A 15179-nucleotide genomic window follows, 5' to 3' on the forward strand; every position below is an offset into this window, starting at 1 on the left:
ATCTTATTCTTCTTCTTTACGACGTCTTGATCCAAGTACTGTTGTTGCACCTAAACCAGCCATAATTGCACCATAAACTAATGCTGCTGTATCGTCTGAACCTGTTTCAGGTAAAGCTTTAGCTGTTTGTTTAGGTTTTGTAGTTACTTTTGGTTGTGGTTGTTCTACATTATGATAAACCACTTTATGCGTAGTTTGTTTACCTACGAATTTATGACCATGATCATTATTTACATTAATGAATCCAGTATAACCATGAGTATCCGATGTTGGTGTACCATTGTTTCCACCTGGTGTAACTGTATCTGGTGTTGTATTTGGTACTGGCACTGTATTTGGTACTGGTACCGTATTCGGTACTGGTACTGTATTTGGTACTGGTACTGTATTCGGTACTGGTACTGTATTCGGTACTGGTACTGTATTCGGTACTGGTACTGTATTCGGTACTGGTACTGTATTTGGTACTGGTACCGTATTTGGTACTGGTACCGGTGTCGGTGTTGGCACTGGTGTCGGTACTGGTGGTGTCACAGTATTGTGTTGTGCTGGAACCAATGGAATCATTGGAATTGTCACTTTTGGTGTGTCTGGTTTTCTGCAAGGTACGATAATTCTTGTATTATCTGCACATTGTAATATTACATTACCTTTCACATCATGATTATATCCAATAATCACAACCGCGTTACCGTTCGCATCACAAGGAATATCAACACGTTGACCATCGCTAAAGATAATCACATTCGTATTATCATTATCAATGTAGTTATTGATGATATATATCGGTTGTGTTGGTTGAGCATCTCTGCCATCGCGACCATCTCTGCCGTCACGTCCATCTCGACCGTCTCTACCATCATTTCCTTTTTGAATAGTGATTCTTGATCCATCACTAAATTCAATCACTGTATTACCATTTGGATCTTGGCTTGTACCTTTGACTGTAACTGAAATGCCGTCTTTGCCTTTCGGTACTGTAATTGAATTACCATCGCTGAATGTCACTACTGTGTTACCATTCGGATCGATTGTTTGACCCGTTACTGTGATTGATTTACCGTCTTTTCCGTCACGGCCATCTTTACCGCGTTGAACAGTTACTTTAGAGCCATCACTGAATTCAATTACTGTATTACCGTTTGGATCTTGGCTTGTGCCTTTAACTGTAACTGAAATGCCGTCTTTGCCTTTCGGTACTGTAATTGAATTACCATCGCTGAATGTCACTACTGTGTTACCATTCGGATCGATTGTTTGACCCGTTACTGTGATTGATTTACCGTCTTTTCCATCACGGCCATCTTTACCGCGTTGAACAGTTACTTTAGAGCCATCACTGAATTCGATTACTGTATTACCATCTGCATCTGGATGTGAATCTTTGACTGTAACTGAAATGCCGTCTTTGCCTTTTGGTACTGTAATTGAATTACCGTCACTGAATGTCACTACTGTGTTGCCGTTCGGATCGATTGTTTGACCTGTCACTGTGATTGATTTACCGTCTTTTCCGTCACGGCCATCTTTACCGCGTTGAACAGTTACTTTAGAGCCATCACTGAATTCGATTACTGTATTACCATTTGGATCTTGGCTTGTACCTTTAACTGTAACTGAAGTTCCGTCTTTGCCTTTTGGTACTGTAATTGAATTACCATCACTGAATGTCACTACTGTATTGCCATCTGGATCAATTGTTTGGCCTGTTACTGTAACTGATTTTCCGTCTGCACCGTCTTTACCAGGTAAACCTTGGTCACCTTTATCTCCTTTAGCACCTTTAGGTATTACAACTTCGTGTCCATCGCTGAATGTCACTTTAACATCGCCATTAGGTAAGTTTTCAGTATTTGTGATAGTAATTGATTTACCGTCTACGCCATCTTTACCTTTCGGCACAGTAACTTTCGAACCATCACTGAAGTCAATCACTGTGTTGCCATCAGCATCTGGTTCAGCTTTAGTAATTGTGACAGATTTACCGTCTAATCCTTTAGGAATGTTGATTTCACGACCATCTGAGAACGTTACTTTAGTTGAACCGTCAGGTTGTACTTCTGTGCCTGTAATAGTCACTGATGTACCGTCTGCACCTTTGTCGCCTTTATCTCCTTTAGGGATTGTGACGCTGCTGCCATCACTGAAGTTAACTACAGTGTTGCCATCTGGATCTTTCGTTGTTTTAACTACAGTAACTGATGCGCCTGAATCTCCTTTAGCGCCTTTAGGAATGATGATTTCATGTCCATCACTGAATGTCACTTTGATATCACCGCTTGGTAATGCTTCATTACCAGTAATAGTAACTGACTTACCGTCTACGCCATCTTTCGCTTTAGGAATTGTCACTTTAGAGCCATCTGAGAACGTTACTTCTGTATTACCATCTTTATCTGGCGCAACATTTTGAACTGTAATAGATTGACCATCTGCACCTTTATCGCCTTTAGAGATAACTGCTGTACCACCATCACTGAAGTGAATAACAGTGTTGCCGTCCGCATCTTTTTCAGTGCTTGTAACTGTTAATGGTGCTGCATCTTTACCATCTACACCGTCTTTACCTGGGTCACCTTTTTCTCCTTTAGGAATGACAATTTCTTTACCGTCAGAGAATGTAACTTTTGTATCACCATTTGGTTGCGGTTCTACTTTCGCAACTGTAACTGAATCGCCTTTATCACCTTTATCGCCTTTTGCGATTGTGATTTCATGTCCATCAGAGAATGTAACTTTCGTATTACCTTCTGGTGTTGTTTCTGTGCTTTGAACTGTAACTGATGTACCATCTTTACCGTCTTTGGCTTTTGGAAGTACAACTTTTGAACCGTCAGAGAAAGTCACTACTGTATTACCGTCAGCGTCAGGCGTTGTACTTTGAACAGTAATTGATTTACCGTCCGCACCATTTTGTCCTGCTTCACCTTGTGCACCAGTATCACCTTTGTCGCCTTTTTCTCCTTTAGGAATCACAACTTCTTTACCATCTGAGAACGTTACTTTTGTATCGCCGTTTGGTTGCGGTTCTACTTTCGCAACTGTAACTGATTGACCTGCTGCACCTGTTTCTCCAGTATCGCCTTTATCACCTTTTGTTCCTTTTGGAATAGTGATTGTGCTGCCATCAGAGAATGTCACAACTGTGTTGCCATCAGCGTCTGGTTCAGTTTTTTCAACTGTAATTGATTTACCATCTTGTGCTTTTGGAATTGTGACTTTTGTACCATCGCTGAATGTCACTTCAGTATTACCATCAGGTGTTTGTGTAGAGCCTGTGATTGTTAATGGTTTCGCATCTGCGCCATTTTGACCCGCTTCACCCTGTGCTCCAGTATCACCTTTGTCGCCTTTTTCTCCTTTAGGAATTGTAACTTCTTTACCGTCAGAGAATGTAACTTTTGTATCACCATTTGGTTGTGGTTCTACTTTCGCGACTGTGACTGAATCACCTTTATCTCCTTTATCTCCTTTATCGCCTTTTGCGATTGTGACTGTAGTGCCATCAGAGAATGTAACTTTTGTATCGCCTTCTGGTGTTTTTTCTGTGCCTTGAACTGTGATAGATTGACCATTTAAGCCGTTTTGACCCGCTTCTCCAGTGTCACCTTTATCACCTTTCGCACCTTTAGGAACAACAACTTTAGTACCATCGCTGAATGTGATAACTGTGTTACCATCCGCATCTGGAGCTGTTGATTGAACAGTTACAGATTGACCATTCGCACCTGCGTCACCTTTTTCTCCTTTAGGAATAGTAAGTTCTTTACCATCACTAAATGTGACTTTCGTATCACCATTTGGTTGTGGCTCTACTTTTGCGACTGTAACTGATTGACCGTCTGCACCATTTTGTCCAGCATCGCCTTTTTCGCCTTTAGGGATAACAACTTCGTGACCATCGCTGAATGTCACTTTTGTTGATCCGTCTGGTTGAACAGCTGTTTCAGTAATTGTGATTGATTTACCATCTTTACCATCTACACCGGTTGCGCCAGTTTCACCTTTGTCGCCCTTGTTGATTGTAATAGAGTGACCATCTGAGAAGTTAACTTTCGTATTACCTTCAGGTGTAGTTTCTGTACCTGTGATAGTGATTGAAGCACCATCTTTACCAGCTTCACCTTGAGCACCTGTGTCGCCTTTCGCGCCTTTAGGAATCACAACTTGTGAACCATCACTGAATGTTACAACTGTATCACCATTCGCATTTGGTTCAGATGATTTTACTGTAATAGATGCGCCATCTTTACCGTTAGGAACTGTAATTGATTTACCATCACTAAATGTAACTTTTGTGCCATCTGGTGTTTGTTCAGAGCTTTGAACAGTCACTGAAGTACCGTCTGCGCCTTTTTCACCTGCAGCACCTGTATCACCTTTATCCCCTTTAGGAATTTCAAGTGTTTTACCGTCTGAGAATGTCACTTGTTTATTACCATTTGGTAATGTTTCAGTTTTTGTGATTGTCACTGATGTACCATCTTTACCTTTTGGCACTGTGATAGATTGACCATCAGAGAAAGTAACTTTTGTATCTCCGTTTGCTTGTGGTTCAATACTTGCGATTGTGATAGACGTACCATCTTTACCAGCTGCACCTGTATCACCTTTCGCACCAGTATCACCTTTATCTCCTTTAGAGACTGTTGCTGTTTGACCATCACTGAAGTGAATAACTGTGTTGCCCGCTTCATCTTTAGTAGTTTCTGTAACTGTGAGTGGTTTAGCGTCTGCGCCGGCTGCACCTATATCGCCTTTTTCACCTTTAGGAATTGTTAATTCTTTGCCATCTGAGAAGACTACTTTTGTATCGCCATTGGCTTGTGGTTCGATACTCTTAATTGAAACAGATTCACCTTTTTCACCTGTCGCACCTGTATCGCCTTTATCTCCTTTAGAGATAGTCGCTGTTGAGTTATCACTGAAGTGAACGACTGTATTGCCAGCCGCATCTTTAGTTTCGCCAGTTACTGTTAATGGTGCAGCGTCTTTACCATTCGCTCCAGCTGCGCCTGTTTCACCTTTATCCCCTTTAGAGACAGTGGCTGTTTGGCCATCGCTGAAGTGGATAACTGTGTTGCCTTCAGGATCTTTAGTTGTGCTAGTTACTGTAAGTGGTTCAGCATCTTTACCAGCTGCACCTGTGTCACCTTTCACACCTTTAGGAATTGTTAATTCTTTACCATCTGAGAAGATAACTTTTGTATCGCCATTGGCTTGTGGTTCGATGCTCTTAATTGAAACAGATTCGCCTTTTTCACCAGTAACACCAGTTGCGCCTGTATCACCTGTATCGCCTTTATCTCCTTTAGAGATGACTGCTTGTGAACCGTCACTGAAATGAACAACGGTATTTCCAGCTGCATCTTTATCAGTTTTTGTGACTGTTAATGGCGCTGCATCTTTACCAGCTGCACCTGCGTCACCTTTATCCCCTTTAGGAATAGTAACGTTGCTGCCATCACTAAAGTGTACAACTGTGTTGCCGTCTTTATCCGGTGCAGAACTTTCTACAGTTACGGATTGACCATCTTTACCTTTTGGAATTGTGATAACATGTCCATCACTGAATGTAACTTTTGTATCTCCAGTTGGTGTTGTTTCAGTGTTTGTGATAGTAACTGAAGTACCATCTGCACCTTTTTCACCAGTGGCACCAGTTTCACCTTTGTCTCCTTTAGAAACAGTCGCTGTTTGACCATCACTGAAGTGGATGACGGTGTTACCATCAGCATCTTTAGTTGTGCTAGTTACTGTAAGTGGTTTAGCGTCTGCGCCGGCTGCACCTGTGTCACCTTTGGCACCTTTTGGAATTGTTAATTCTTTACCCTCTGAGAAGACTACTTTTGTATCACCATTGGCTTGTGGTGTGATACTTGTGATTGAAATTGAATCACCTTTTTCACCTTTCTCACCAGTAGCTCCGGTAGCACCTGTTTCACCAGTCGCACCTTGTGCACCCGTATCACCTTTGTCTCCTTTAGAAATAACAGCTTGTGAACCATCACTAAAGTGTACAACAGTATTTCCAGCTGCATCTTTATCAGTTTTTGTGACTGTTAATGGTGCGGCGTCTTTACCAGCTGCACCTACGTCACCTTTATCTCCTTTAGAAACAGTTGCTGTTTGACCGTCGCTGAAATGGATCACTGTATTACCTTCAGGGTCTTTTGTTGTTTCTGTGACTGTAAGAGGTTTAGCATCCGCACCTGCTGCGCCTGTTTCACCCTTGTCACCTTTCGCACCCTTAGGAATTGTTAATTCTTTACCGTCTGAGAAGACTACTTTTGTATCACCATTGGCTTGTGGTGTGATACTTGTGATTGAAATTGAATCACCTTTTTCGCCTTTAGCACCTGTTTCACCAGTTGCACCTTGTGCACCAGTATCACCTTTGTCCCCTTTAGAGATTGTTGCGTGAGAACCATCACTGAAGTTCACAATTGTATTGCCTTGCGCATCTTTAGTTTCACCAGTCACTGTTAACGGTGCGGCATCTTTACCTGCGGCACCTGTTGCGCCTGTGTCCCCTTTATCTCCTTTAGGAATTTCAAGTTTCTTACCATCTGAGAATGTTACTTCTTTATTTCCATTAGGAAGTGTTTTAGTTTCAGTAATTGTAACTGAAGTACCATCTTGACCTTTAGGAATTTCGAATGATTTTCCATCAGTAAAGGTTACTTTTGTTGTACCGTCAGCTAATGTTTCGATTTTATCGATTCCAATAGATGTACCGTCTTTACCCGGATCTCCTTTAGCACCTTGAGCTCCTGTTTCTCCACGGTCACCTTTATCTACAGTAATTGTAGAGCCATCACTAAAGTGAACTAATGTATTACCTTGACCATCTTTTTCAGATGAAGTTACTGTCAATGGTGCAGCATCTTTACCTGCGGCTCCTGTTGCACCTGTATCACCTTTAGAAATTGTAGCGGTTTTACCATCGCTGAAATGTACTACTGTGTTGCCAGCTGCGTCTTTTGTTTCTTTAACAACTGTTAACGGCGCTGCATCTTCTCCTTTATCGCCTTTAGCACCTTTTGGTACTACGATGGATTTTCCATCGCTAAAGTTGACTTTGATATCACCATTCGCTTGTGGTTCTGTTGATGTGATTGTGATTGATTTACCATCTTCACCTTTCGCACCTGTTGCTCCTGTGTCACCTTTATCTCCTTTAGAGATAGTAGCTGTTGAGTTATCACTGAAGTGAACGACTGTGTTGCCGGCCGCATCTTTTGTTTCTTTAACTACTGTTAACGGCGCTGCATCTTCTCCTTTATCTCCCTCAGCACCTTTTGGTACTACGATGGATTTTCCATCACTAAAGTTGACTTTGATATCACCATTCGCTTGCGGTTCTGTTGATGTGATTGTGATAGATTTGCCATCTTCACCTTTCGCACCTTGTGCGCCAGTTGCGCCTGTAGCTCCTGTATCACCTTTGTCCCCTTTAGAAATCGTTACATGCGAACCATCACTAAAGTTAACGACAGTATTACCTTGACCATCTTTTGTTTCACCAGTCACTGTTAATGGTGTAGCGTCTTTACCTGCGGCTCCTGTTGCGCCTGTTTCACCTTTCGCGCCTTGTGCACCCGTATCACCTTTATCCCCTTTAGAGATTGTTGCTGTTTTACCGTCGCTGAAGTGGACCACTGTGTTACCAGCAGCGTCTTTTGTTTCATTGACAACAGTTAACGGCTCAGCATCTGCACCTTTATCTCCCTTAGCACCTTTTGGTACTACGATAGATTTGCCATCACTGAAGTTGACTTTGATATCGCCATTCGCTTGCGGTTCTGTTGATGTGATTGTGATAGATTTGCCATCTTCACCTTTCGCACCTTGTGCTCCAGTTGCGCCTGTAGCACCCGTATCACCTTTGTCACCTTTAGAAATTGTTACATATGATCCATCACTGAGATGTACCACTGTATTACCGTCTCTATCTCTTGTTTCTCTTATTACTTTTAATGGAAGGGCATCTTTTCCAGCTGCACCTGTAAGACCAACATCACCTTTATCTCCTTTGTCACCTTTGTCACCCTTAGAAATTGTGGCTTGTGAACCGTCACTGAAGTGTACTACTGTGTTGCCAGCTGCATCTTTTGTTTCACCAGTCACTGTTAATGGTGCGGCGTCTTTACCTGCGGCTCCTGTTGCGCCTGTGTCACCTTTATCGCCTTTTGCTCCTTGAGCGCCTGTGTCACCTTTATCCCCTTTAGGGATTTCAACTGTATTACCGTCTGAAAATGTTACTTGTTTATCACCATTCGGTAAATCATCAATTGAAACTACAGTGATTGATGTTCCAGGTCTTCCATCTCTACCATTTCTACCATCTCTACCAGCTTCGCCTTTTTCACCTTTAGGGATAAAAATTGAACTGCCATCTGAAAACTCTATAGTAGTACCAAGATCAGATTCAGGAGTTGCAACTACTCTAATTGAATCACCTTTATCTCCTTTTGGGATTGTGACTGTTTTACCGTCAGTAAATGTAACTAGAGTGTCACCATTTGGTAATTTCGTTTGGCTTTTAACAGTGATTGAATCACCCATCGGACCTACTGGACCTCTATCACCTGGGTCTCCCTTTGGAACAGATACTGAGTTATTATCACTAAAGGTAACTTTAGTATCACCGTTTGGTAATCTTTGAGTATACTTAACAGTTACAGAAGTACCATCTGCCACAAAGAATTCACCAAGTTTTTCACCAGTTGCTTTATTAGTGATTGTTACTAAAGTGCCTGGTTTACCATTTTGTTCTGTTTTCAAGCTAGAATAGGCAAGTTCTGGTGTATTACCATCTCTCGGCACAATTGTTTTGCCTGGTAAACTTGTATTTCCATCCTTAGCAGTAATTGCTGAAATAACTTCACCTTGTTTTAATGGTGTAGCTAACGTTTGAGTGAATTTACCTTGTGCGTCTGCTGTTGTTTGATAAGTCGTAAGCCCTACTGTAATTGTTACAGGGGCATAAGGCATTGTTTCACCTGTGACAACAGTCTCTCCAGATAATTTCGGGTCTACAACAGGTGGTAAAATAAAACTATTAGCTGCAGGTGCAGCCACGCCTAATTCAATTATTTCAGGAATTTCATCTTTAATTTTTGTTTCAGTTTTAACAGTATTACCTAATTGAACATTTTTGTAGTACCAATTTGTGCTAGTAATTTCTTTAACACCATTAACACCTTGTCTTGCTACACGTTGTGTACCAGCAGGAATTTTTGTTGATGTTCTATATTCTTTAGTAAAAGGAATCGCTTCTTGGATTTTTTGATCCTCTTGTCTGATATTGAAATCAACATTACCATCTAAAACAATTTCCATTTTTTCATTGAAATAGTTGGCTGTTGAATATGGATCCGGTGTTGAACTATAGTTACTTCCATTTGGGAACATCATTACAAATCCATCTACACTTAAATCACCATTCCAGTTTTTAACTGGTAAGCTGAATTTAACATCCGCATACCCGTTATTTCTAATTGCTGTATCATTAAGGAAAGGACGGCCATTTAATGCATAACCTTCTGGATAACCAGGTTTTGCTAGACCTTCTTTCAGCACTGATGTTGTAGGATTTCCAGTAGTACCTACCATTTGCACGATTGCTGGAATGCCATCTTCGTTTGATGGTAATTGGAAAGCATCACCAAATCTAAATCCACCTAAATCAATAGAGTGAGTTTGTCCTGTATCAGCTGTCGCATAATATTTAATCTCAAAGTCCATTTTATTGTTAACTCTGTCTGGTTTAGCTGTAACAATATAATGCGCCGGTTTTTGTCCCATAAACGTTTTACCGTAACCAGTGATGATGATTCCTCTTTCTGGATCAATTGAAGCACTTGCTTTAAGTGCACCGATTGCTTCAGGTGCTGAAGAGTTTACTGGAATATCTATATTTGAAGATGTATTAGGGTCGCCTACACGGCTGGTTGTAGGTGCTGAAATTTCACCTTCAGTCGGTGCATTAGGATCATCCGCTGCTGCACGTACTGCATACACTGTATATTTAGATGTTTGTTCATTGGCATACTCAATGCCTGCACGTAGGATATCTTGGAATAAATCTTCTGCTGATACTGCATTATAATCAACATTTAACTTACTTAAGATGCCGTCTACATCTTGTGCCTTATATGTTTCAGATAATAGATTACGGACTAATCCTTCTTTATCTGATGAGTGTAAATATTGTTCTACAAATTCAACAGGTGCTTTTGCGCCATCGTTTAAGCTTGAGTAATCTACTGTACTTTCAGGAACAGTGTTTACTTGTGCTGTTTCTGTAGTTTTTACTTCATTAGATGGTGCTGTTTCTTTTGTCGTTGTGTCAGCTTTAGGCGTCGATTCAGTTTGTGAAGTTGCCTCTGCTTTTTCTGCTTTTTCTACTTGAACACTTTCTTTATTTGTAGGTGCTACTTGTGCTGTATTATCTGAAGGTTTTGCTTCTGATGTTGCAGCTGCTTGATTTGATTCGTTTGCTGGCTGTGCTGTTGAAACTTCTGGTGTTGTTTGTTGCGTTTGAGTTTCTTGGTTTACAACAGGTGCCTCAGCTGGAGCTGCTTGATCTGCTCCGTGTTCGGCAGGTTCCTCTGCTTGTTGTGCATCAGTTTCTGCTGCTTCTGCGTCACGGCTTGCGCCGAACAATAAAGTAGTTCCAAGTAAAATAGAAGCTGTACCGACTGTAAACTTACGAATTGAATATTTATTATGAATATTCGGTAAGAAGTCTAAACGCTTGTTGCCTGATTTTTTCATGATGTCCTCCGTTTAGTACTTTTGTACATAAAATAATAATGTTTCAAAATGTTTGTTTTTCTCTCACATTCGACTCATTATAGCAAAGTTTTGTACCATTTAGTATAGCAAAACTTAATTTTTAGTGAATTTGTTCGTGTTTGCACATCTAATTTCACTCAAATTTCTAATCAATCCATTTTCAGCCTCAATTTTTGACAATATTTTGTATCACAAATTAATATGTTCTTAAAATTTCTCTTTAATTCGTGTATACTATCTCGAAATAATCTATATGACTTTTCTACGCACATCTCATAGTTATTAATTTTATGTATAAGAAATATTCATCATCAGTTTCTTAAATTAGCATAAAAAGAACTGAACCTTCCATTAAAAGAAAGTCCAGTTCTTTAATTTTATTGATGATCTTTTTTGTCTTGATTATCTTCTTTCTCTTGCTTATCTTCATTTTCTTTTTCTTTAGCTTTTTCACTCTTTTCCGGTGAATAGTTCACACCTTGCGTATATTCATTTGAAGCATCCCAAAGTAAGAATTCATTGATACCGTGATCACGTAACGCTTGAATTTGATCAGACACCGCTTCTGCATCATAACTCTTATAATTCCCTGCACCTAAATAACTTGCAGTGAAATCTTGCAGCCAAGGACGTGTTTTCGGTTTATGGTCTGCTTTCTTCAATACATCTGATTCTTTCTCTAAGTACTTGTCTACTGTTTTATAAGGTTCTAAGTCAGGATGCTCAATCCCAAAGTCACCAGGGCTCCAATGTGATGGATATATCATAGAAGAAATCACATCTACATTCTCCGCAATTTTAGGGAAACTTTGACCAATACCCGGTGCTTCTTCTACTGTCGCAGAGTAACCAAAGACGTCTGCAGAAATTTGCGCATCTAAAGGATGAATTTCTTTACGTGCTGATTTTAGGAACTGCGTAATACTATCAACACGTTGTTGTGTATTATCCATATCATCGCCTTTATATTTACCATTAGAATATACTAAATCTTTGTCCATATTTTCAAAGCCTTCTGGGAAGCGTACATAGTCGAATTGTACTTCTCTAAATCCAGCCTTTGCTGCTGCTTTTGCGACATCAATATTATAATCTCTGACTTCTTTTTTGAATGGATTTAAGAATTTATCACCGCCATCACTTTCCCAAACTTCGCCATTCTTCTCTTTAAATGACCAATCTGGGTGGGCTTCCGCTGCACGTGCATCTTTAAACGTTACAACTCTGGCAATCGGATAGACATTGTTCTTCTTTAACGTCTTCATCAACTTTTTAAGATTGACCATTTCCGTTGTATTCTTTTGAATCAGTTTATTATCTGAATTCAAGTCCATGGTAATATTACCTGTATCGTCTTTAACATCAATCACCATAGCGTTCAAATCTGTATCGTTAATCATTTTGATTAATTCATCAAAGCGTTCACCTTGAAGGGTCCCAGGTGTCACATAAATTCCTTTAACCCCTTCTTTAGGGTATTTAATTTTATTTTTATTATCGTTATGCTTCTCTGATTGTTGATGTTCTGCGGACTTGTTGTCATTCTTTGAAGTTGAATCATTATTACCGCATGCTGTAAGGATCAAAGTACTCGCTGCAGCTATAGTCAGCACGCGTTTCATCAATTTTATCGTCATCCCTTCATCATAAATCAACAGTTATAATTATTTTATACATTTCATGAACAAAAATAATAAACTATCATCACTATTCTAGCTTAACGAAATCGTTGATAGTTGGCAATGAAATTCCTGTTTCTATTTAAAATCTAGCGAAAATTGATTTCATCACGCATTTATTGATGAAACAAAACACCTTTAATTCACTTGTGTATATGGGTATAGAAGAATAAGACGTTATTTAGGAGAATGAGAATGCGACTAAAATTGACTACACTCACACATTTCTATTATCAATTACCAGAATATAATCTGACAGAAGTCGATGACAGTTGGTATCGTCAAACCTTACACTTTCACCTTTATTACCAGCCACCCTATTCATTTGAAACACTACTTCAATTCTTAGATCGACGGGCAATTCCAGGTGTGGAGTCTGTATGTGATGATACGTATTACCGTACAGCACTACTTCGATCTGCATCACATATATTTAAAGGTTGGATTGCGGTTACACAAGATGATGAACAAAATGCTTTAGCACTCACATTCAGTGCGAGCCTCTATCCTGTGTTATCTCAAATCATTACACGCATACGTCACCTCTTCGATTTAGATTATCCTCCACAAGCATCAAGAGAAGTATTGAAGGCTTCATGGATGGATTCAAGTACCAGAATGCCAGGTGGCTTTGATGGTTTTGAGGTCAGTGTACGTACAGTATTAGGACAACAAATTACGGTACAAGCTGCGACGACGCTAGCCGGTCGTTTAGTTCATGCCTTAGGAACTCCTTTTGTCTTAGATTTACCTGGTTTATCTGCTTTCTTCCCACCTGCAGAGACACTCATTGCGGCAGGTAAAGCTAATAGTCTAGAAGGCGGCAAAGGTATCAGCGATGTTTTAGGACCACTTGGTATTACAGGTAGACGTGCTTCAACCATTGAAGCCATTGCTCGTGCATTAGTTAATGGAGAAATTCAGCTCAAACCTTACCCAATATGGAAAGATAAACAGATAGATACAGAAATCATGACTCAAATTGAAGTTGAAATGAAACGTTTATTAGCTATCAAAGGGATCGGCCCTTGGACTGCACATGCGATCGGTATGCGTGCTTTAGGATATCCCGATGCCTTCTTAGAATCTGACATTGGTGTCATCAAAGCTTTGAAAGCTTTATATCCTGAGTCAGAAGAAGCCGAAACTTCAAAAGGCCGGTTAGCTCTCGCTGAAGCTTGGCGTCCAATGCGCAGTTATGTGGTTATGAATTTATGGAAATAAATGATACAAAAACGTCCTCCACTTTGAAAAATACTCAAATTGGAGGACGTTTCTTTTATGAATTAATAACCAAGCAATGCTTTAATACTAAATCCGACAATCACAGAAACTGTAATCGCAAAGAAGCCAGGTAATATAAAGCTGGTTGGTTTTGTTTGTTTCGTTTCATCTAAATCTACCGCAAATAATAACGTTGGTTGTGCTGGAATGACGAAGTTAACATTTAAAGTTTGCGCCATCGCAATAAAGTACATCGGCGGCACACCCATACTCATCAGAATCGGCAACATAATAGATGCTGTCGCTGATTGTGAAATCACCACAATCGTAACGAGTGAGACTAATATAATCACAAGCCAAGGCACTTGTTGAATCACACCGCCGATTTGTTCTGTCATAATTTTTTTATTGCCTGGGGCTGTGAAAATCGTCGCACCAAGCCAACCAGGTCCAAGTACTGCGAATAATGCCCCAATCGCAGATTGTGTAATATGACTATCCAAAATATCTCTCGTATTTAATTTAACTAAGACTAAGTTGATTGCGGCACTCATATACATAAAGAGCTGCACAATTTCAGTCGTTTCAAGTTTAACTGTTTCTCCATTGACTTTAAATGTCGGTACTAAATCTGAGAAAATACCAAACATTAAAATTAACCCGACCCCTAATAAAAAGACCAAAACACCTAATTTCACACGAGGTGAAAATTTCGTTTGTAGGGGTTGTGCTTCAATATCTTCCATAATATCTGTCGCAAATTGGCTAGGATTCATCTTACGACGTCTACCGACTACTGTACAATAAACACTCAGTGCTAACATACTAATAATCGCTGTCGGCATAACGATAGATAGGTATTTGCCCATCGTAACACCTGTCACTGCCAATGTCGCAATAATATAAGCCGTCGCAGAAGCTGCTGGACTACATAATAATGCTAAGTTAGCCGTTAACACCGATGCTGTTAATGGACGTTTCGGTTGAATCCCTGCACGTGTCGCAGTTTTAGCGATAATCGGTTCTAGTGATAAAGCAATATTTGTTGTCCCGATACCGAAGACAAAAATAAAGACAATCATGGGTGCGATAAAGATGATAGATTTCGGATAGCGCTCAATCACTTTAGAAGCAAGGTAAACTAAGTAATCAATACCACCTGTAGCTTGTAAGGTTCCACCCGCAATCCCAATGGATAAAATAATCAATACCGCTGTAACAGGTGCTGAACCTGGCGGCAGACCAAAGATAAAAATCATGATCAGCTGTGCCACAATTGCGAAGATACCGCAACCCAGTGCACCTGCCAGCCGTAACCCCATCAGTATGGCCAGAATCATGATAATAATTTCTGTGATAAATAGAAACATTTTAACTCCTCACTTTAGTATCTCTATATTGTGAAAAAGATAACATAGTCCAGTTTATCACGATTGCGTCACAATTTGGTAAGTCAAAATTACTAAAATATGA

At 40.0% G+C, this 15179-nt stretch carries 4 protein-coding genes and 1 pseudogene; 1 reads left to right on the top strand and 4 read right to left on the bottom strand.

Annotated elements, in window-relative coordinates; genetic code table 11:
- Positions 1–3: 3 nt before the first annotated feature.
- The 3 genes and pseudogenes from CD112_RS11965 to CD112_RS11970 form a co-directional block, all read right to left on the bottom strand.
- Positions 4–9810 (bottom strand): LPXTG cell wall anchor domain-containing protein, encoded by a 9807-nt coding sequence (locus tag CD112_RS11965; RefSeq protein ID WP_373364863.1) that lies wholly within the window; start codon positions 9808–9810, stop codon positions 4–6.
- A gap of 837 nt (positions 9811–10647) precedes the next feature.
- Positions 10648–10782: pseudogene (locus CD112_RS14000) on the bottom strand (YSIRK-type signal peptide-containing protein); the annotation flags it as partial.
- Positions 10783–11180: 398 nt separating this feature from the next.
- Positions 11181–12440 (bottom strand): putative glycoside hydrolase, encoded by a 1260-nt coding sequence (locus tag CD112_RS11970; RefSeq protein ID WP_373364862.1) that lies wholly within the window; start codon positions 12438–12440, stop codon positions 11181–11183.
- A gap of 237 nt (positions 12441–12677) precedes the next feature.
- Between CD112_RS11970 and CD112_RS11975 the strand changes: the two genes are divergently transcribed.
- Positions 12678–13706, top strand: a complete 1029-nt coding sequence (locus CD112_RS11975) for a DNA-3-methyladenine glycosylase family protein (RefSeq protein ID WP_159081719.1) — start codon at positions 12678–12680, stop codon at positions 13704–13706.
- A 62-nt stretch (positions 13707–13768) separates the two neighbouring features.
- Here the strand turns inward: CD112_RS11975 and CD112_RS11980 are convergent, their stop codons facing one another.
- A complete protein-coding gene (locus tag CD112_RS11980) occupies positions 13769–15076 on the bottom strand; it encodes an anaerobic C4-dicarboxylate transporter family protein (protein ID WP_002480042.1) in 1308 nt (435 codons plus the stop codon).
- Positions 15077–15179 lie beyond the last annotated feature (103 nt).

Source organism: Staphylococcus simulans (assembly GCF_002902285.1).
Lineage (GTDB): Bacteria > Bacillota > Bacilli > Staphylococcales > Staphylococcaceae > Staphylococcus > Staphylococcus simulans.